The organism is Antarcticirhabdus aurantiaca (assembly GCF_009765365.1).
Lineage (GTDB): Bacteria > Pseudomonadota > Alphaproteobacteria > Rhizobiales > Rhizobiaceae > Antarcticirhabdus > Antarcticirhabdus aurantiaca.
In genome coordinates this window covers 229393-248187 of record NZ_VTOM01000005.1, presented here as the reverse complement: position 1 = coordinate 248187, position 18795 = coordinate 229393, and the positions used below count along the sequence as shown (strand labels likewise).

At 69.3% G+C, this 18795-nt stretch carries 17 protein-coding genes; 5 read left to right on the top strand and 12 right to left on the bottom strand.

The annotated features are described in order from the left end of the window. Positions 1-79: 79 nt before the first annotated feature. The 8 genes from chvE to araD1 form a co-directional block, all read right to left on the bottom strand. A complete protein-coding gene (chvE, locus tag FZN60_RS08170) occupies positions 80-1147 on the bottom strand; it encodes a multiple monosaccharide ABC transporter substrate-binding protein (protein ID WP_158872968.1) in 1068 nt (355 codons plus the stop codon). Between the two features lie 189 nt (positions 1148-1336). Continuing rightward, complete coding sequence (locus FZN60_RS08165; RefSeq protein WP_158872966.1) at positions 1337-1966, bottom strand: 2-dehydro-3-deoxy-6-phosphogalactonate aldolase; 630 nt, start codon at positions 1964-1966, stop codon at positions 1337-1339. After that, on the bottom strand, positions 1963-2913 hold the full coding sequence (locus tag FZN60_RS08160) for a 2-dehydro-3-deoxygalactonokinase (RefSeq protein ID WP_158872964.1): 951 nt from the start codon (positions 2911-2913) through the stop codon (positions 1963-1965). Before FZN60_RS08160 ends, FZN60_RS08165 begins: the two co-directional genes overlap by 4 nt. Then, the gene (locus FZN60_RS08155) at positions 2910-3797 is read right to left on the bottom strand and encodes an SMP-30/gluconolactonase/LRE family protein (protein ID WP_158872962.1); all 888 of its coding nucleotides are present in this window, start codon (positions 3795-3797) and stop codon (positions 2910-2912) included. The genes FZN60_RS08160 and FZN60_RS08155 overlap by 4 nt, the downstream gene beginning before the upstream one ends. 11 nt (positions 3798-3808) lie before the next feature. Further along, entirely contained in the window at positions 3809-5635 is a 1827-nt protein-coding gene (locus FZN60_RS08150; RefSeq protein WP_158872960.1) for an IlvD/Edd family dehydratase, read from the bottom strand. Continuing rightward, the gene (locus FZN60_RS08145) at positions 5632-6750 is read right to left on the bottom strand and encodes an aldose epimerase family protein (RefSeq protein WP_158872958.1); all 1119 of its coding nucleotides are present in this window, start codon (positions 6748-6750) and stop codon (positions 5632-5634) included. The genes FZN60_RS08150 and FZN60_RS08145 overlap by 4 nt, the downstream gene beginning before the upstream one ends. After that, complete coding sequence (locus tag FZN60_RS08140) at positions 6747-7694, bottom strand: Gfo/Idh/MocA family protein (RefSeq protein ID WP_158872956.1); 948 nt, start codon at positions 7692-7694, stop codon at positions 6747-6749. Before FZN60_RS08140 ends, FZN60_RS08145 begins: the two co-directional genes overlap by 4 nt. Positions 7695-7705: 11 nt before the next feature. Continuing rightward, positions 7706-8728, bottom strand: a complete 1023-nt coding sequence (araD1, locus tag FZN60_RS08135) for an AraD1 family protein (protein WP_158872954.1) — start codon at positions 8726-8728, stop codon at positions 7706-7708. Between the two features lie 330 nt (positions 8729-9058). On the opposite strand from araD1, the gene ytfQ reads away from it, so the two are divergent. The 5 genes from ytfQ (at position 9059) to FZN60_RS08110 (ending at position 14473) form a co-directional block, all read left to right on the top strand. Next, a complete protein-coding gene (ytfQ, locus tag FZN60_RS08130) occupies positions 9059-10021 on the top strand; it encodes a galactofuranose ABC transporter, galactofuranose-binding protein YtfQ (RefSeq protein ID WP_158872952.1) in 963 nt (320 codons plus the stop codon). A 100-nt stretch (positions 10022-10121) separates the two neighbouring features. Next, positions 10122-11690: a sugar ABC transporter ATP-binding protein gene (locus FZN60_RS08125; protein WP_158872950.1), complete on the top strand. Its 1569-nt coding sequence runs from the start codon at positions 10122-10124 to the stop codon at positions 11688-11690. Next, positions 11690-12730, top strand: a complete 1041-nt coding sequence (locus FZN60_RS08120) for an ABC transporter permease (RefSeq protein WP_158872948.1) — start codon at positions 11690-11692, stop codon at positions 12728-12730. The genes FZN60_RS08125 and FZN60_RS08120 overlap by 1 nt, the downstream gene beginning before the upstream one ends. A gap of 2 nt (positions 12731-12732) precedes the next feature. Beyond that, positions 12733-13722, top strand: a complete 990-nt coding sequence (gene yjfF, locus FZN60_RS08115; protein WP_199266521.1) for a galactofuranose ABC transporter, permease protein YjfF — start codon at positions 12733-12735, stop codon at positions 13720-13722. 4 nt (positions 13723-13726) lie between these two features. Continuing rightward, positions 13727-14473, top strand: coding sequence for a FadR/GntR family transcriptional regulator (locus FZN60_RS08110; protein ID WP_158872944.1), 747 nt, complete (start codon positions 13727-13729; stop codon positions 14471-14473). A 256-nt stretch (positions 14474-14729) separates the two neighbouring features. On the opposite strand, the gene FZN60_RS08105 is transcribed toward FZN60_RS08110, so the two are convergent. The 4 genes from FZN60_RS08105 to FZN60_RS08090 all read right to left on the bottom strand — a co-directional run bounded on the left by FZN60_RS08105 (position 14730) and on the right by FZN60_RS08090 (position 18709). After that, the gene (locus FZN60_RS08105; RefSeq protein ID WP_158872942.1) at positions 14730-15821 is read right to left on the bottom strand and encodes an ABC transporter ATP-binding protein; all 1092 of its coding nucleotides are present in this window, start codon (positions 15819-15821) and stop codon (positions 14730-14732) included. Continuing rightward, complete coding sequence (locus FZN60_RS08100; protein WP_158872940.1) at positions 15818-16633, bottom strand: ABC transporter permease; 816 nt, start codon at positions 16631-16633, stop codon at positions 15818-15820. Before FZN60_RS08100 ends, FZN60_RS08105 begins: the two co-directional genes overlap by 4 nt. Next, entirely contained in the window at positions 16630-17532 is a 903-nt protein-coding gene (locus FZN60_RS08095; protein WP_158872938.1) for an ABC transporter permease, read from the bottom strand. The genes FZN60_RS08100 and FZN60_RS08095 overlap by 4 nt, the downstream gene beginning before the upstream one ends. Positions 17533-17614: 82 nt before the next feature. Continuing rightward, on the bottom strand, positions 17615-18709 hold the full coding sequence (locus FZN60_RS08090) for an ABC transporter substrate-binding protein (RefSeq protein ID WP_158873036.1): 1095 nt from the start codon (positions 18707-18709) through the stop codon (positions 17615-17617). Positions 18710-18795 lie beyond the last annotated feature (86 nt).

Sequence of the window (18795 nt, the reverse complement as noted above, 5' to 3'; positions counted from 1 at the left end):
CGAAGGACGAACGGGCGCCCGCGAGGGCGCCCGAAGGGGATCGGCGGGACGCGCTTCTCGCGCCCCGCCATCCGTTGGATCAGGGCTGGATCTGGGCTTCGGTGTAGTAACCGCTGTCGACCAGAACCGGCTTGATGTTGTCCTTGGTGACGAGGACCGGCTTCAGAAGGTAGGACGGAACGACCTTCTCGCCGTTGTTGTAGGTCTTCGTGTCGTTGACCTCGGGCTCCTTGCCCTGGCCGATCGCGTCGATCATGTCGACGGTGACCTTGGCCAGCTCGCGGGTGTCCTTGAAGATTGTCGAGTACTGCTGGTCGTTCTGGATCGACTTGACCGAGGGCACTTCGGCGTCCTGGCCGGAGACGATCGGCATGGGCTTGTCGCCCGAGCCGTAGCCGACGGCGGTCAGGGCCGAGATGATGCCGATGGACAGGCCGTCATAGGGGGACAGAACGGCGTTGACCGTCTTGTCGCCATAGTAGGACGAGAGGAGGTTGTCCATGCGGGCCTGGGCGACGGCCGGGTCCCAGCGCAGGGTGCCGACGCGATCCATGCCGGTCTCGCCCGACGGGATCACGAGCTTGCCGCTGTCGACATAGGGCTGCAGCACGCTCATCGCGCCGTCGTAGAAGAAGAAGGCGTTGTTGTCGTCCGGCGAGCCGCCGAACAGCTCGATGTTGAACGGGCCGGCCTCGGTCTCGAGCTTCAGGCCGTCGACGATCGACTGGGCCTGGAGCACGCCGACCTGGAAGTTGTCGAAGGTCGTGTAGTAGTCGACGTTCGGCGAATTGCGGATGAGGCGGTCATAGGCGATGACCTTGATGCCCTTGTCGTGCGCCTGCTGGAGCACGTCGGTCAGCGTGGTGCCGTCGATCGAGGCGATCACCAGCGTCTGGACGCCGGCGGCGACCATGTTCTCGAGCTGGCTGATCTGCGTCGGGATGTCGTCCTCGGCATACTGGAGATCGGTCTTGTAGCCGCGCTCCTGCAACTGCTTGACCATGTTGTCGCCGTCCGCGATCCAGCGGGCGGAGGCCTTGGTCGGCATCAGGACGCCGACGGTGCCCTTCTCCTGCGCGCTGGCCGCGCCGGCGAAGACCATGGCGCCCAGCGCGATCGCCGAGGCGAGCTTTGCCATCATTCTCATCGATAAAGACTCCTCCCGATGCAACCGCGCTCATCGCGGCCGCGGGTTCCCTGCAATGGCGGCGGCGACATGCCTCCACCCGTCCGTCGCCGGTGCGCAGCGGAGGAACCCCGCCTCCCCTCGCGCACCGTCGAAGCTTTGCAGCGCACCTCGCTTAGTCGGGTGCGCGTATTTTGTCCAGCGGTCGGATTAAATGTCGAGGGCGCGATAGGCGGCGACCGCCTCGCTCCCGCGCCGGTTGACCTCCTCCGCATCCATGCCCGGCGCGTAGAGATTCGAGCCGAGCCCGAACACCGACACGCCGACCGCGGCGTAGGATGCGAACTCGGCCGGCCCGACGCCGCCGACGGCGCCGACGACGGCGTCCTTCGGCAGAACGGCCCTGACCGCCTTGATGCCCGCCGGCCCGAGAAGGCTCGCCGGGAAGAACTTCAGCGCCGAGGCACCGCAGGCGAGCGCCGTGAAGGCCTCGGTCGGCGTCATCACGCCGGGCATCGTGACCATGCCGTGGGCGCTCGCCCGCTCCATCACGGCGGGGTCGATGTTGGGACTGACGAGAAGGCGCCCGCCGACCTCGGCGAGACGGTCGACCTGGGCCGGCTGAAGGACGGTGCCCGCCCCGATCAAGACGCCGTCCGGCGCCAGGCGCACCGCCCGCTCGATGGAACGGAAGGGGTCGGGCGAGTTCAGCGGGATCTCGATCGCCTCGAAGCCCGCCTCGATCAGGCCGCCGACCACCGGCTCGACCTCGTCGAACGTCAGGCCGCGCAGGATGGCGACGAGGCCGGTCTTCAGGCGGGGAAAGGGCGTGCGGCTCATGCGGCGGCCTCGCTGGCGGAGCGTGCCGTCAGGCGCCGCGCCGCCAAAAGCAGACCGGCGCGCGAACAGGCGTCCGCGTCGGACACGCTCGGGTTGTGAATGCCGGCAGCCTGCAGCGCGGCGAGATAGACCTCGGCCATGGCGCCGGAGGCGACGAGCCGGACGCCGTCGAGGTTGCCCCAGCGCGAGCGTGCGGCGGCGATCTCGGCGCCGATCAGGAGGCCGGACAGGCGCGACAGGTTCTCGGACGGCGGCGTTCCGTGAAGAAGGAAGCCGGCGCGCAGCGCAAAGAGCCGCGACAGGACCTCTGCGGGCGCTTCCAGGCTCTCGCGCACGGCTCCGACAAAGGCGGCCGAGGCGGGATCGGCGAGCGCCTGCCCGTCGAGGACGCCGGCGAGAACCGAATGCCGGCGCAGAAGCGCGAAGACCTCGCCGGTCATCGCCGTCGAGAAGCCGGACAAGCGCCCCTCGTCGAGCCGCACCCACTTGGAATGGGTGCCGGGCATGCAGACGAGGCCGCTCGGCGTCCCGCCCTCGAGGGCGGCGAGGCCGAGGAGCTGCGTTTCCTCGCCGCGCATGACGTCGGGGCGCGCCGGATCGTTCTGCGACAGGCCGGGCAGGATGAAGACAGGACGGCGGATGCCGGGCACTCGCGTCGCTTCGGGCGCGATGCCCGCAAGGTCCAGCGGCACCGGAAGGTACGCCGCCTCGACCCAGCCGGTGCGCGCGCCGACCATGCCGCACAGCACCACCGGCTCGCCGGATCCTGCGCCAAGGGTCGCCAGATGGCGCTCCAGCACGGCCTCGAAGGCGCGGTCGGCGACGGTCGTGAGGCCGTCGGCGCCGCGCGCTTCGGCGAGAACCCCGCCGTCCGGTGCCAAGCGCCACAAGCGCAGGCTCGACGTGCCCCAGTCGCCGACGAGGAGGCTGTTCGACGCGGCGCTCACGAGGAGAAGGCCTTCGCGCGCGGCTCGGGAATCCCCGCCACGCCGACGTCGAGGAGGTAGGTCCTGCCCCAGCCGTCCTCGGCCGCCTTGTCCTCGTCGCTCATGCCCTCGCTCGCCGTCGTGACGAGCATGCGGTCGAGGTTCGCCCCGACGAAGGCCGGGCAGCTCGGCCGCGAGGCGGGCACGCGCACGGTGCGCACGCGCGCGCCCGTCGGGGCATATCGGTCGACGCAGGAGCCGCCCCAGCGCGCGCACCAGACGTGTCCCTCGGCATCCACCACCGCGCCGTCGAGGCCGCCGACGCCCCCGCGATGATCGAAGAAGATCGCGGGCTCGCCCGCAGGCAGGCCGGTCTCGGGATCGAGATCGACGCGCCAAAGGATGCCCTCGTTCGTGTCGGTCCAGTAGCCGGTGCGCCCGTCGGGCGAGAAGCAGATGGCGTTCGGGATGGTGACGCCGGGATAGATGCGGCGGATCTCGCCCTCGCGGAACCACCAGATCGAGCCGGCCTTCTCCTCCGCCTTGCGGCCCATGGTGCCGATCCACAGAGCGCCGGACGGGTGGACGCGCCCATCATTGGAGCGCAGCCGCGGATCGGCGTCCGGGAAGGCTTGGAGGAGGGTCAGCGTGCCGGTCGCGGCCTCGCGGACGTAAAGGCCGTTCTCGGCGGCGAGGAGCTGGCGCGCCTCGTCGATGGGCGCCAGCACCGAGGCCATCAGGGGCAGGTCCCGCACGGTCACGGATCCGGCCGCGATGTCGGCCTCGAAGAGCTTGCGCTCCAGGATGTCGAACCACCAGGCCGAGCCGGTCGCGGGGTCGTAGACCGGCCCCTCGCCGAGATGGCAGCGGTGCTCCGACAAAATCGTGAGCGGAACCTGCTCCATGGCGGCCGGCCTCAGTGGTTGTCGCGCGGCACGCCGCGGGTCTGGGCGATGCGCTGGTACTGGACGGCGTTCTCGAGAACGGCGCCGGTCTGCATCTGGCCGACCAGGTTGCGCTGGATCTCCTGCCAGGGCGTCTGGTTGGCGGGGTACTTGTAGCCGCCCTCGCGCTCCAGCGCCGCGCGGCGCTCGTCGAGTTCCTCTTGCGAGATCAGGATGTCGGCCGAGCCGCGGCCGAGATCGATACGAACGCGGTCGCCGGTCCGCAGAAGCGCGAGGCCGCCGCCGGCCGCCGCTTCCGGCGAGGCGTTGAGGATCGACGGGCTGCCCGAGGTGCCGGACTGGCGCCCGTCGCCGATGCAGGCGAGCGAAGTGACGCCGCGCTTGATGAGGTAGTCGGGCGCGCGCATGTTCACGACCTCGGCCGCGCCGGGATAGCCGATCGGGCCGGCGCCGCGCATGAAGAGGACCGTGTGCTCGTCGATGCCGAGCGCCGGATCGTCGATGCGGTGGTGGTAGTCCTCCGGCCCGTCGAAGACCACCGCACGCCCTTCAAAGGCGTCGGGATCGTCGGGGTTGAGGAGGTAGCGCTCGCGGAACTCCTGGCTGATCACCGAAAGCTTCATGATCGCCGAATCGAAGAGGTTGCCCTTCAGCACGCGGAAGCCGGCATGGACCTTCAGCGGCTGGTCGAACGGGCGGATGACCTTCTCGTCCTCGATCCTCGCGCCGCGGCAGTTGTCGCCGATGGTGCGGCCGTTGACGGTGAGCGCGTCCTCGTTGATGAGCCCCTGGCCCATCAGCTGGTTGACCACCGCCGGCACGCCGCCGGCATGGTAGTAGTCCTCGCCGAGATATTCGCCGGCCGGCTGGAGGTTCACGAGGAGCGGGATCTCCTCGCCATAGGTCTGCCAGTCGTCGATGGTCAGCTCCACGCCCATGTGGCGGGCGAGCGCGTTGAGGTGGATCGGCGCGTTGGTGGAGCCGCCGATCGCCGAGTTCACGCGGATGGCGTTGATGAAGGCGTCGCGGGTCAGGATGTCGGAGGGCTTCAGGTCCTCGGCGACCATCTCGACGATGCGCAGGCCCGAGCGATAGGCGACCTCCTGGCGGTCGCGATAGGGCGCGGGAATCGCCGCCGAGCCCGGCAGCTGCATGCCCAAGGCTTCGGCGAGCGAGTTCATCGTCGTCGCCGTGCCCATGGTGTTGCAGTAGCCGGTGGACGGGGCGGAGGACGCCACGAGCTTGATGAAGCCGTTATAATCGATCTCGCCCTTGGCCATCAGCTCGCGGGCTTTCCAGACGATGGTGCCCGAGCCCGTGCGCTCGCCGCGGAACCAGCCGTTCAGCATCGGGCCGACGGAAAGCGCGATCGCCGGAATGTTCACGGTCGCCGCCGCCATGAGGCAGGCGGGCGTCGTCTTGTCGCAGCCGATGGTCAGCACCACGCCGTCGAGCGGGTAGCCGTAGAGGATCTCGACGAGGCCGAGATAGGCGAGATTGCGGTCGAGGCCGGCGGTCGGGCGCTTTCCCGTTTCCTGGATCGGGTGCACCGGAAACTCGATCGGAATGCCGCCGGCTTGGCGGATGCCCTCGCGCAGGCGGTGCGCCAGCTCCAGGTGGTGGCGGTTGCAGGGGCTGAGGTCCGAGCCGGTCTGCGCGATGCCGATGATCGGGCGGCCGGACTGCAGCTCCTCCTGGCTGATGCCGAAGTTCATGTAGCGCTCGAGGTAGAGCGCGGTCATGTCGGCATTGGCCGGATTGTCGAACCAGGCGCGCGAGCGCAGCTTCGAGCCGGCGCCCGAGGTGGTGGTGAGGTCGTGCGAACCGTTGGTCGTCATGGCTTGCGGGTATCCCGAGAAGCGGCCGGAGCCGCGCTGAAGAAGCGCAGCAGGCTGCGATGGCGGTATGTCTGGCCCGGATCGAGGAGGACGGACGGAAAGTCGGGCCGGTTGGGCGCGTCGGGCCAGTCCTGCGGCTCCAGGCAGAAGGCGTCGGCCTGCCGGTAGGCGCGTCCGTTCTTACCCCGGACCGAGCCGTCGAGGAAGTTGCCGGAATAGAACTGGAGACCGGGCCGGTCGGTCCACAGCTCCATCACCCGGCCCGAGCGCGAATCGCGCACGCGCGCGGCGAAGGCCGGGACGTCGCGGGCGTCGTTGGCGAGCACGAAGTTGTGGTCGTAGCCGCGCGCCGGCTTGTTCAGCTGCGGATGGTCGAAGCGGATCAGCGCACCGATGGGCGCGGCCTCGCGGAAATCGAAGGGCGTGCCCTCGACGGGCTCCGGCGCGCCCTTCTTCGGGATCGCGCGCGAATCGACCGGGCTGTAGTGCTCCGCGGCGATGCGCAGCTCGTGATCGTAGACGGGCACGAGGTTCTCGCCGCCGCCGAGATTGAAGAAGGAGTGGTTGGTGAGGTTCACCACCGTCGGCATGTCCGTTTCGGCGGTGAACTCGATCTCGAGATCGAAGCCGTCGGACACGCGATAGGTGACGGCGACGTCGAGATTGCCGGGGAAGCCCTCCTCGCCGTCCGGGCTGCGGCGGCGGAACGTGACGGCGGGCGAGGCGCCCTCCTCCGTTTCCGCGATGTCCCAGACGTAGCGGTCGAAGCCGACGCCGCCGCCGTGGAGCGCGTTCGGCCCGTCGTTCGGCTCGACGCGGATGGTGCGGCCGTTCAGCATGAAGCGACCGCCCGCGATGCGGTTGGCGACGCGCCCGATCGTCGCGCCGAAGAAGTCGCGGCTCTCGATGTAGCCGGAAAGATCGTCGTGGCCGAGAACGACGTCGGCGAGCCGCCCCTCGCTGTCGGGCACGAGGAGCCGCTGCACCGCCGCGCCGTAGGAGATCAGCGACACAGCGAAGCCGTCCGCGCCGTGAAGCGTCACGCGCTCGACGGCGCGCCCGTCCGGCGCGGTGCCGAAGGGTTCGCGCGTCAGGTTCGCGGGCGCGGCGCTCATGCGGCCTCGTCGTGGAAGGCGTCCACCACGTGCCGGCGGCCGAGGGTGAAGGCGTCGCAGACGTGGATGAAGGGCGAGAAGTCGGCGTCGCTCGCATCCGTGCGGGCGAGGTCCACGAAGCGGCGATAGATGCCGCGATACTCTTCCTCCATGCCGGCCGATGGGGCTTCCGCGCCGTCGATCACGAGGCGCGTGCCGCCATGGGTCAGCTCGAAGCGCCCCTTGTCGGTCTCGGCCGAGATCGTCCAGGTCTGCGGGCCCGTCTGCCGCCAGTCGAACTCGGCCGAGACCGGCACCTCGGCCGAATCGCGGAACGAGAGGCTCGCGGCGATCGGCGCGGCGCGGTTCTCCGGGAAGAACAGGTCGGAGGAGACGAGGCGGAAGGGCCGCGGCAGGATGCGCGTCGCGATCGACAGGGCGTTGATGCCGGGATCGAAGACGCCGAGGCCGCCCGGCTCCCAGATCCATTGCTGGCCGGGATGCCATTTGCGCACGTCCTCCTTCCACTCGATCGAGACCGAGCGGATGGCGGCGTCGGCGAGGAAGGCGCGCGCCGCCTCGACCTGCGGCGCGAAGCGCGAATGCCAGGTGGCGAAGAGGACGAGCCCCTTCTCGGCCGCCATGCGCTTCAGCGCCTCCACCTCCGAGAGCGTCGCGCCCGGCGGCTTTTCCAGGATCAGGTGCTTGTTCGCCGCCAGGACGGCCGCCGCCTGCTCGAAGCGCCCCTGCGGGGGCGTGCAGAGCGAGACGGCGTCGATCTCGATGCCGGACGCCAGCATCGCCTCGACCGAATCGAAGGAGGGAAGCGTGTCGTGGGCGGCGTTGCGGCTGGCCACCGCGACGAGCTCGACGCCCTCCACGGCGTCCAGCGCCGGCAGGTGCTGGTCGCGCGCGATCTTGCCGAGGCCGACGAGACCGATGCGGATGGGTCCACCGGCGGGCATCGCGGCCATCCTCAGAGCGCCTTGACGGCGACGGGCCGCTCGGCGGCGCGGGCGAGGCGGTTGCGCAAGGGGAGTCGGAAGGGCGCGGCCTCGATCTCGAAGACGTCACCGTCCTGCGTCTTCAGGCCGTCGGTGACAGACAGCGTCGCGGTGCCGAAGAAGTGGACGTGGAGGTCGCCGGGGCGGCAGAAAAGATCGTACTTGAAGTGGTGGTACTCGAGATTGGCGATCGAGTGGCTCATGTTCGCCTCGCCCGACAGGAAGGGCTTCTCGAACACGATCTCGGATCCGCGTCGCACGCGCGACATGCCCTCGACGTGGGCCGGCAGCTCGCCGACGAAGAGCTCGGGCCCGAGCGAGGCCTGGCGAAGCTTGGAATGGGCGAGCCAGAGATAGTTGCCGCGCTCGGTGACGTGGTCGGAGAACTCGTTGGCGAGGCAGAAGCCGAGGCGATAGGGCGTTCCGTCCTCGCCGATGAGGTAGATGCCGGCGAGCTCCGGCTCCTCGCCGCCGTCGAGCGCGAAGGAGGGCGAGACGAGGTCGTCGCCCGGGCCGACCAGCGTCGAGCCGTCGCCCTTGTAGAACCATTCGGGCTGGACGCCGATCTGCCCGGCCGCGGGCTTGCCGCCTTCGAGGCCCATGCGGAACATCTTCATCGAATCGGTGACGTGCTCGCCGGCCGCCGACTTGTGCATCTTGTCGCGCCCATCGGCCGAGCCGAGATGGGTGAGGCCGGTGCCCGCGACGATGAAGTGGGCGGGGTCGGGATGATGCACGGGCACGGCGATCCGGCCGGCCTCCAGCGCGGCGACGAGGTCGACCGCCTCGCCGAGTCCGGCCTCGCGCACGACCGCCGCGAGCGAGGTGCCGGCGGAGGCGGCGCGCTTGGCGAGATCCAGGACCGAGGAGGCGCCGGTCACGAGGCGGGCGTCGAGCCCGTCGCCTTCGATCACTGCCACCGCGTTCACGGCACCGCCGCGCTCCGACTTCAACTGCACGAGACGCAAGAGACCGTCCTCAAACCGATTGAACATGCGGGCGGGCGGCGAACCGCGGCGCAACCAACGCCGGCATCCAGGCCTCCCATGCCTTCAGGTATGACTAATGCGGATCGACCGGCAAAATCAAGCGGCCTTGCCGAACGCCCGCGCGCTTTTGCGGCGCAACGTAAACATCAACCATCGCAAGTGTTTCGAGGTGCGTCGCGGAATTTTCTACCAGATCTTGCCCGGACTTAGGGTCATCTCGGCAATGCAGCATCGATTCAGCTCCGCGACAGCCACTTGCCAATGGTATTACAATATGTCTAATTCTGCGCCGGGTTCGAACCCAGGGATCTCGCTTCACCTTTCGGGAGGAAACTGATGAAGCTTCGTCGTCTGGCCGTGCTTTCGGCCGCCTTCGCCACCCTTGCCGCCACCACCGTCGCCGCCAGCGCGATCACGGTCGGCTTCTCGCAGATCGGCTCCGAATCGGGCTGGCGCGCCGCCGAGACCACGGTCACCCGCCAGGAGGCGGAGAAGCGCGGCATCGACCTGAAGTTCGCCGACGCCCAGCAGAAGCAGGAAAACCAGATCAAGGCGATCCGGTCCTTCATCGCGCAGGGCATCGACGCCATCCTCGTCGCGCCGGTCGTCGCCACCGGCTGGGACGCCGTTCTGGAAGAGGCCAAGGACGCCGACATCCCGGTGATCCTGCTCGACCGCACGGTTGATTCGGACAAGAGCCTGTACCTGACCGCCGTCACCTCCGACCTCGTCCACGAGGGCAAGGTCGCGGGCGAATGGCTCGCCAAGGACGTCGGCACCAATCCGTGCAACGTCGTCGAGCTGCAGGGCACCACCGGTTCCTCGCCGGCCATCGACCGCAAGAAGGGCTTCGAGGAAGGAATCGCCGGCCACGACAACATCAAGATCACGCGCTCGCAGACCGGCGACTTCACCCGCACCAAGGGCAAGGAAGTCATGGAAAGCTTCCTGCGCGCCGAGGACGGCGGCAAGAACATCTGCGCGGTCTACGCTCACAACGACGACATGGCGGTGGGCGCCATCCAGGCCATCAAGGAAGCCGGCCTGAAGCCGGGCACGGACATCAAGGTCGTTTCGATCGACGCGGTGCCGGACATCTTCCTCGCCATGGAAGCGGGCGAGGCCAACGCCACCGTCGAGCTGACGCCGAACATGGCCGGCCCCGCCTTCGACGCGCTCAAGGCCTACCTCGACAGCGGCACCGAGCCGCCGAAGTGGATCCAGACCGAGTCGAAGCTCTACACGCAGTCCGACGACCCCAAGGCCGTCTACGAGGCCAAGAAGGACCTCGGCTACTGATCGCAGCCACCGCGATCCTCTAGCCGAACGGCGGGGTGCCGCGCTCCCTTGCGGCGCCCCGCTGCCCGTCCCGCACCGACAGTCTTCGGAGAACCGTGTCATGACCGGCGCCGCTCCGCCGCCCCTGCCCGCCGGAGCTCCGCTCCTCGAGGCCACGGGCATTTCCAAAGCGTTCTTCGGGGTCGCCGCCCTCACCGACGTCGACGTCCGGATCGAGCGCGGCGAGGTCATGGCCTTGCTCGGCGAGAACGGCGCGGGCAAGTCGACGCTCGTCAAGATCCTGACCGGCGCCTATCGCCTGGACGCCGGCTCGATCCGCCTCGAAGGCGCGCCCATCGAGCCGCGCAGCGTCGCGGACGCGCAAGGCCTCGGCATCGGCACCGTCTACCAGGAGGTCAACCTCCTGCCGAACCTGTCGGTCGCCGAGAACCTTTATCTCGGCCGCCAGCCGCGCACCCGCCTCGGCTTCCTCGACGGGCGGCGCATGCAGCGCGACGCCCGCGCGCTCCTCGCCCGCTACGGCCTCGCCATCGATCCGGGCTCGCTTCTAGGCACCTATTCCGTCGCGGTCCAGCAGATCGTCGCCATCGCCCGTGCCGTCGACCTGTCCGGCAAGATCCTCGTTCTCGACGAGCCGACCGCCAGCCTCGACGCGCGCGAGACCGCGATGCTCTTCGACGTCGTGCGCCAGCTGAAGCGCGAGGGTCTGGGCATCGTCATCATCACCCACTTCCTCGACCAGGTCTTCGCGATCGCCGACCGCGTGACGGTTCTGCGCAACGGCCGTCTCGTCGGCTCCAAGCCGATCACCGAGCTCGACCGCCTGTCGCTCATCACCATGATGCTCGGGCGCGAGCTGAAGGAGGAAACGCTCGGGCGCAGCGGCGGCGAGGCGGCAATCTCGTCCAAGCCGCTGGTGTCCTTCCGCAACTACGGCAAGCGGGGCTCGATCGAGCCCTTCGACCTCGACATCGGCCGCGGCGAGGTCGTCGGCATCGCCGGCCTTCTCGGGTCCGGCCGCACCGAGACCGCCCGCCTCGCCTTCGGCGCGGACAAGCCGGATTCGGGCACGCTCACGGTCGAGGGCGAAGCCGTCAGCGTCACCTCGCCCGAGACCGCCGTCGCCCAGGGCTTCGCCTTCTGCCCGGAGGAGCGCAAGATCGACGGCATTGTCGCCGACCTGTCGGTGCGCGAGAACATCATCCTCGCCCTCCAGGCGCGGCGGGGCTGGATGAAGCCCCTGCCCCGCGCCGAGCAGATCGCCATCGCCGACCGCTACATCAAGGCGCTCGACATCCGCACCGCCCACCGCGACCTGCCGATCAAGTTCCTGTCCGGCGGCAACCAGCAGAAGGCGATCCTCGCCCGCTGGCTCGCCACCGATCCGCGCTTCCTGATCCTCGACGAGCCGACGCGCGGCATCGACGTCGGCGCCCATGCCGAGATCATCCGCCTCATCGAGGACCTGCGCGCCCGCGGCCTGTCGCTGCTCGTCGTCTCCTCCGAGCTGGAAGAGCTCGTCGCCTACGCCTCGCGCGTCGTGGTGCTGGCCGACCACCGCCACGTCGCCGAGCTGTCGGGCGAGGCGATGAACCCCTCCGCCATCATGGCCGCCATCGCCCGGCCGCACGGTTCGGCGGAGCCCGCGACCAGGGAGGTGGCCGCCTGATGCCCGACATGATCCTCGCCCGGCTGAAGCGCCTCGCCCCGCAGCTGATCGCCCTCGCCCTGGTTCTGGCGGCGAACGGCCTCGTGTCGCCGAACTTCTTCGATCTCACCTGGTCCAACGGCCGGCTCTACGGCTCGCTGATCGACGTCCTCAACCGCGGCGCGCCGGTGGCGCTCCTGGCCATCGGCATGACGCTCGTCATCGCCACCAAGGGCATCGACCTGTCCGTCGGCGCCACCATGGCGATCTGCGGCGCGGTCGCGGCCTCGCTCGTCGCGGAAGGCCAGCCGCTCGCCGTCGCGCTGATCGCCGCGCTCGGCGTCGGTCTCCTGTGCGGGCTGTGGAACGGCTTTCTCGTCGCCATTCTCCAGCTCCAGCCGATCGTCGCGACCTTGATCCTGATGGTGGCCGGGCGCGGCATCGCCCAGCTCGTCACGGAAGGCGTGATCCTCACCTTCAACGATCCCGGCTTCGCCTTCCTCGGCTCCGGCAACCTCCTCGGCCTGCCGACGCCGGTGATCCTCTGGCTCGCCATGGCCGTGATCGTCGGCGTGATCGTCCGCCGCTCGGCGCTCGGCCTCCTCGTCGAGGCGATCGGCGTCAACCGCCGGGCGAGCGCGCTCGCCGGCGTCAAGACGCGCTTCCTGGTGATCTCCGTCTATCTCGTTTCGGGCCTCTGCGCGGCCGTCGCCGGCATCATCGTCACCGCCGACATCCGCGGCGCCGACGCCAACAATGCCGGGCTCTGGCTCGAACTCGACGCGATCCTCGCCGTCGTCGTCGGCGGCACCTCGCTGCTGGGCGGCCGCTTCTCGATCCTGGCGTCCCTCATCGGCGCGATGATCATCCAGTCGATCAACACCGGCATCCTGCTCGCGGGCTTCCCGCCGGAGTTCAACCTCATCATCAAGGCCGGCATCATCGTCGCGATCCTGGCCCTGCAGTCGCCGGCGCTCGGCAGCCTCTGGACCTATCTGCGCCCGGCGCCGCGCGGCCCGGCGCCGGCCGCCCCGGACAAGAAGGAGCTCGTCGCCCGATGAGGATCGACACGCGCAACCTGCCTTTCCTCGCGACGCTCGCCATCTTCGTCGTCGCCTACGCGCTCTGCGTCTCGCAGTTCCCGGCGATGCTCTCGACGCGCGTGGCGATGAACCTCCTCACCGACAACGCCTTTCTCGGCATCGCCGCGGTCGGCATGACCTTCGTCATCCTGTCGGGCGGGATCGACCTGTCGATCGGCTCGGTGATCGCCTTCACCAGCGTCTTCACCGCCGTCACCGTCGGCGCGGGCCTCCACCCGGCAATCGTCCTTCTTCTCGTCCTCGTCCTCACCACCGCCTTCGGCGCGGCGATGGGCGGCATGATCCACCTCCTCAAGATGCCGCCCTTCGTGGTGACGCTGGCCGGCATGTTCCTCGCGCGCGGCGCGGCCTTTCTGATCTCGACGCAGTCCGTGCCGCTCTCGCATCCCTTCATCGACGCGCTCTCGTCCTTCTACTTCCGCCTGCCCGGCGGCGGGCGGCTCACCAGCATCGCCATGCTGATGATCGCCGTCTTCGTGGTCGGGACGATCGTGGCGCGCCGCACGCGCTTCGGCGCCAACATCTACGCGCTCGGCGGCAATCCCCAGTCGGCCGAGCTGATGGGCGTGCCGATCGGGCGCACGACGGTCGCGATCTACGCGACCTCCGGCTTCCTCGCGGGCCTGTCGGGCATCGTCTACACGCTCTACACCTCGGCCGGCTATTCGCTGGCGACGGTGGGCGTCGAGCTCGACGCGATCGCCGCGGTGGTGATCGGCGGCACGCTGCTCACCGGCGGCGCCGGGCTCGTCGCCGGCACCTTCATCGGCATCCTGATCCAGGGCCTGATCCAGACCTACATCGTGTTCGACGGGACGCTCTCGTCCTGGTGGACGAAGATCGCCATCGGCGTCCTCCTCTTCCTCTTCATCGCGCTCCAGCGCACCATCCTCTGGTCGACGGAGCGTGGGCAGGCATCACGCAGGACCGCAGCCATGGGAGCCACCTGACACGATGGGTCTTCTCGAACGCGCGATGGAAGGCGGGCGCCTGCGCACCAGCCACGCCCAGGTCGTCGGCCAGCTCGGCCGCGACATCGTCTCGGGCGTTCTGCCGGAAGGCTCGATCCTGCCCGGCGACAGCGACCTGTCGGCCCGCTTCGGCGTGTCGCGGACCGTTCTGCGCGAAGCGATGAAGACCCTGGCCGCCAAGCAGCTGGTGGAGCCCAAGGCCAAGGTCGGGACCCGCGTCCTCGACCGCTCGGCCTGGAATCTCTTCGACGCCGACGTCCTGTCCTGGCGCTTCGAGACCGGGGTGGACGCCGCCTTCGTCGCCGACCTCGCCGAGATCCGCATGGCGCTGGAGCCGGCGGCGGCGGGCCTCGCCGCCCGGCGCGCGACGACGGAGGAGATCCTGCGCCTCTACGAGATCGCCGGGCGCATGAACGACCTCACCCACACGCCGCACTCGATCGCCAAGGTGGACCTCGAATTCCACCACGCCGTCCTGAAGGCGGCGAAGAACCCGTTCATGTCCTCGATCGGCAGCCTGATCGAGGCCGCGCTCGCCATCTCCTTCACCCTGTCCTCGCCGGTGACCAATCCCGGCCAGATCGACGAGCTCGCGCGCAACCACCTGCGCATCGCACAGGCGATCGCCGCGCGCGACGAGGAAAAGGCCCAGGCCGCCATGCGCGCCGTGATCGCCACCGGCGCCGACCGCGCGAGCGGCGCGCTGGCGCGGCAGGAGGAAGAGGCGTAAGGGCGGCCGGCACGCACCCTATCTCTGGCGACGTTCTTCCGGTCGTCATTCGAGTTTTCGGGCGCGACTCGAGAGCGCCAGCGCCCTTGCCCGCCCTAGCCCTCCTGACCACGTCGTCTTCTCGGACTTGACCCGGGATGACGACGTGGCGGAGATTGCGGGTGACGCAAGTGGACCGGTCGCAGACGTGAAAGAGAGTGGCGGGCGATTCAATCACTCGGCACCGCCTTCCTTGCCTCCGCAGCCTCCGCTCCCTTTACTCCGCCGCGATCGCCTGAGCCGGCGCAGCTCCCTCCCCGTCCAGCGCGAAGACGTCGCCGGGCGCGAAGTGCAGCACCACCGTCTCCCCGGGCGCGGGCGGGGGCGCGGCGGGGGAGTTGAAGACGTCGGCGAGGAGCGTGCCGCCGGGTGTCGCGACGCGCAGGCGCACCACCGAGCCGAGGAACTCGGCCGCCTCGACCGTCCCGCGGATCGCGTTGATCCGTCCCTCGCCCGCGTCGAGCTTCAGGGCTTCCGGCCGGAAGGCCAGCGTCACCGGCCGCCGGCCGGAGCCGGCCACGGGCTCGGCCAGCGTCACCGGCTGGCCGGCGACGGTGACCGTCGAGCCGGCGCCCTCCGCCTCAGCCTCGACGAGGCTGAGGGTTCCGACGAAGCCGGCGACGAAGCGGGTGCGCGGGCGGTTGTAGATCTCGTGCGGCGTGCCGCACTGCTCGATGCGGCCCTCGCTCATCACCACGATGCGGTCGGAGATCGAGAGCGCCTCCTCCTGGTCGTGGGTGACGAAGATGGTGGTGATGCCGAGCTCGCGCTGAAGCGCGCGGATCTCGGTGCGCAGCGAAACGCGGATCTTGGCGTCGAGCGCCGAGAGCGGCTCGTCGAGGAGCAGGACCCGGGGAGACGGAGCCAGCGCGCGGGCGAGCGCCACGCGCTGCTGCTGGCCGCCGGAGAGCTGGTAGGGATAGCGGTCCTTGAGATGGGCGAGCTTGATCAGCCCGAGCATCTCGTCGACGCGCTTCGCCCGCTCGGCGGCCGGGCGCCCCGCGACCTTGAGGCCGAAGGCGACGTTGTCGCCGACGCTCATGTTGGGGAAGAGGGCGTAGGCCTGGAACACCATGCCGATGCGCCGGGCGTTGGGCGGGCGGTGCGTGACGTCCTCGCCGTCGATGACGATGCGCCCGGCGCTGGGCTGCTCGAAACCCGCCACCATGCGCAGCATCGTCGTCTTGCCGCAGCCGGAGGGCCCGAGGAACGAGATGAACTCGCCGCGGCGCACGGCGAGGTCGAAGCCGCGCACCACGGTGTTGCCGCCGAAGCTCTTCGAAACGCCGGATATGTCGAGGAAGCTCATGGAATGGCCTTTCGGCGAACGCGCAAAGGAGCGGCGGCGGAGCCGGGGGCGCGGCCGCCGAGAAGCTGGAGCAGCCCCATGCAGCCCCAGGTCGCGGCGAAGGCGACGACGGCGAGCGCCGCCGGCTCGTAGGCCCGGTTCTGCCCGATGAGGGCGAGATAGGGACCGAAGGCCGGCCGGTTGAGGAGGCTGGCGATGACGAAGTCGCCGATCACGATGGCGAAGGACAGGAAGGCGCCCGACAGGACCGCAGCGCGCACGTTCGGCAGGATCACCTGGAAGAGGATAGTGCGGCGCTTGGCGCCGAGGCTCTCGGCGGCCTCCGTCAGGGTGCGGATGTCGATGGCGCCCATGCCGGTGTCGACCGCCCGGTACATGTAGGGCAGCGAGAGGACGACGTAGCCGAAGACGAGAAGGAGGTTGGTGCCCCAGGCCGAGCCGGTGAAGGGCAGCCAGGAGGAGGAGTTGTAGAGCCTGAGATAGCCGAAGACGAGGACGATCGCCGGGATGACGAGCGGCAGGAGCGTGACGAACTCGATCAGCGCGCGAAGCCTCGGAAAGCGCAGCCGCACCCAGTAAGCGGTCGGCACGACGAGGAGCGCCCCGAGAACGATCGTCGCGAGCGCCGCCAGGACCGAAAAGCCGAAGGTCTGGCGGAAGGCGGGATCGGCGAAGACGACGCGATAGGCCTCGAAGCTCCAGGTGCCGCGCAGCATGGAGAGCGAGAACTCGAAGGTCGCGATCAGCGGCAGCACGAAGTAGAGCGCCGCCAGGCCGACGACGATCCAGGGACCGAGACGCGCGCCGCTCATCGCTGCCACCGCTCGGCGCGGGCGCGAAGCCAGAGATAGAAAAGATTGGACAGTCCGGTGATGACGATCATGCCGAAGGCGAGCGCGAAGCCGAGCTGGGGGTTGTAGAGGACGTCGCCGCGAATCTGCGAGTAGAGGAGGATCGGCACGATGTTCAGCGTCGATCCCGTCAGGGCGAAGGCGGTGGCCACCGCTCCGAAGGCGTTGGCGAAGAGGAGCAGGAAGCAGCCGAGGAGGCTGGGGGCCAGCACCGGCAGCGCGATCATCCGCCAGTACTGCCAGGACGAGGCGCCGAGGATCGCCGAGGCCTCGCGCCATTCCGTCTTCAGCCCGTCGAGGGCGGGCGCGATGATGAGGACCATCAGCGGGATCTGGAAGTAGAGATAGGTGATCGTCAGCCCCCAGAAGGACAGGAGGTTGAAGCCCATCCGGTAGATCGAGACGCCGAAGGTCTCGTTGAGGAAGACGGTGACGAGGCCGACGCGCCCCAGCGTCGCGATGAAGGCGAAGGCGAGCGGAATCCCGGCGAAGTTCGAGGCGACGCCGGAAAAGGTGGTCACCGCCGGCCGCAGCCAGGGCGGCAGCTTCCCGTGGACGATGGCGTAGGCGAGAAAGAAGCCGATCACCGCGCCGAGAAGGGCGGAGGCCGCGCTGACGCGGATCGAGATCCAGTAGGCCGCCATGATCTGCGGCGTGAACAGGCCGCGGATGTTGTCGAGCGTGAAGCCGCCCTCGGGCGTCTGGAAGGCGCCGACCACGAGATGGGCCGTCGGCCCGATCAGGAAGAGCAGCGCGAAGAGGAAGAAGGGAACGAGGCCGATCCAGGCGAGCGGCAGCCGGCGTCGAGGCGCGGCGGGCTGGATGGCGGCGAGGCCGGCGGCGGGGCTCGCGGTGCTCATGCGGTGTCCTCGGGCTCGATGCGGCCGCGGTCTCGGAAGACGAGAAGCGGGGCGCGTGCGTCGCGCCCCGCCCTGACGCTCGTTACTGGATGTTGGCGCCGACCACCGTGTCCCACTTGGCGGCGACCGCGGCCTTGGCGGCGTTCTGATCGTCGAGGCTCGGGAAGATCGCCTTCTCGTAGGCCGCAGCGTCCGGCAGGCGGTCGAGGAGGTCCTGCGGGATCTTGCCGGCCTTGGACATGGCGTTGAAGCGGATCGGGTGGCAGTAGCCCTTCAGCCAGGCGAGCTGGCCCTCGTCCGAGTAGAGGTACTCCATCCAGAGCTTGGCGGCGTTCGGATGCGGCGCGTAGGCGCTGATCGCCTGGACGTAGACGCCGGCGACGACACCCGACTGCGGGATCACGACCTCGACCGGCGGGTTGCCCTTGAGGTTGTCGCGCACGGCGAGGAGATTGTAGTCCCAGTTGAGGACCACCGGCGTCGTGCCTTGCGCGATCGGGGCGGCCTCGCCGTCGACCGGCACGAAGTTGCCGCTGTCGTTGAGCTTCTTGAAGAATTCGAGGCCGGCATCGGCCGCCGCCTCGCCGCCCGCCGCGCCCGTGGAGATGCCGGCCGCGTAGACCGCCATCAGGGCGTTGGCGGCCGAGCGCGGATCGCCGGCGAGCGCCACCGAATTGGCATAGGTGTCGGTGAGGAGGTCGGAGAAGTCCTTCGGGACTTCCTTGACGACGTCGGTGTTCACGCCGATCGCCAGGACGCCGTAATAGTCGCCGTACCAGTGACCGTCGGCATCCTTGGCCTCGGCCGGGATCTCGTCCCAGGTCGAGACCTTGTAGGGCATCAGCAGGCCTTCGGCCTTGGCGGAGGGGCCGAAGGACAGGCCGACGTCGATGACGTCGGGAGCCTGCGGGCCGGTGTTGCCCTTGTTGGCCTTGATCGCCTCGATCTCGTCGGCGGAGGACGCGTTCGGGTTCAGCTCGTTGACGGTGATGCCGTACTTCGCCTTGAAGCCCGAGATCACCTCGCCATAGTTGCACCAGTCGTGCGGGAGCGCGATCGTGGTGAGCTGCCCTTCCGCCTTGGCGGCGGCGACGAGCTGGTCCATCGAGGCGGCGTCCTGCGCGAGCGCGCCGGTGGAGAGCGAGAGCAGCGCGGCGAGCGCGACGCCGCGGTTCATGGTGGTCTTGATCGACACGGTTCAGTTCCCCATCGGGTTCGCCGCCGGCTGACGAACCGGCTGGGCGCGGCAGCTATCATCACCCT

Bases quoted from the DNA above. Each gene is read 5' to 3' on its own strand.
- FZN60_RS08140 (WP_158872956.1), bottom strand. From the start codon at position 7,694: ATGCCCGCCGGTGGACCCATCCGCATCGGTCTCGTCGGCCTCGGCAAG.
- FZN60_RS08100 (WP_158872940.1), bottom strand. From the start codon at position 16,633: ATGAGCGGCGCGCGTCTCGGTCCCTGGATCGTCGTCGGCCTGGCGGCG.
- ytfQ (WP_158872952.1), top strand. From the start codon at position 9,059: ATGAAGCTTCGTCGTCTGGCCGTGCTTTCGGCCGCCTTCGCCACCCTT.
- FZN60_RS08095 (WP_158872938.1), bottom strand. From the start codon at position 17,532: ATGAGCACCGCGAGCCCCGCCGCCGGCCTCGCCGCCATCCAGCCCGCC.
- FZN60_RS08090 (WP_158873036.1), bottom strand. From the start codon at position 18,709: ATGAACCGCGGCGTCGCGCTCGCCGCGCTGCTCTCGCTCTCCACCGGC.
- FZN60_RS08120 (WP_158872948.1), top strand. From the start codon at position 11,690: ATGCCCGACATGATCCTCGCCCGGCTGAAGCGCCTCGCCCCGCAGCTG.
- FZN60_RS08105 (WP_158872942.1), bottom strand. From the start codon at position 15,821: ATGAGCTTCCTCGACATATCCGGCGTTTCGAAGAGCTTCGGCGGCAAC.
- FZN60_RS08110 (WP_158872944.1), top strand. From the start codon at position 13,727: ATGGGTCTTCTCGAACGCGCGATGGAAGGCGGGCGCCTGCGCACCAGC.
- FZN60_RS08125 (WP_158872950.1), top strand. From the start codon at position 10,122: ATGACCGGCGCCGCTCCGCCGCCCCTGCCCGCCGGAGCTCCGCTCCTC.
- chvE (WP_158872968.1), bottom strand. From the start codon at position 1,147: ATGAGAATGATGGCAAAGCTCGCCTCGGCGATCGCGCTGGGCGCCATG.
- araD1 (WP_158872954.1), bottom strand. From the start codon at position 8,728: ATGTTCAATCGGTTTGAGGACGGTCTCTTGCGTCTCGTGCAGTTGAAG.
- FZN60_RS08155 (WP_158872962.1), bottom strand. From the start codon at position 3,797: ATGGAGCAGGTTCCGCTCACGATTTTGTCGGAGCACCGCTGCCATCTC.
- FZN60_RS08165 (WP_158872966.1), bottom strand. From the start codon at position 1,966: ATGAGCCGCACGCCCTTTCCCCGCCTGAAGACCGGCCTCGTCGCCATC.
- FZN60_RS08145 (WP_158872958.1), bottom strand. From the start codon at position 6,750: ATGAGCGCCGCGCCCGCGAACCTGACGCGCGAACCCTTCGGCACCGCG.
- FZN60_RS08150 (WP_158872960.1), bottom strand. From the start codon at position 5,635: ATGACGACCAACGGTTCGCACGACCTCACCACCACCTCGGGCGCCGGC.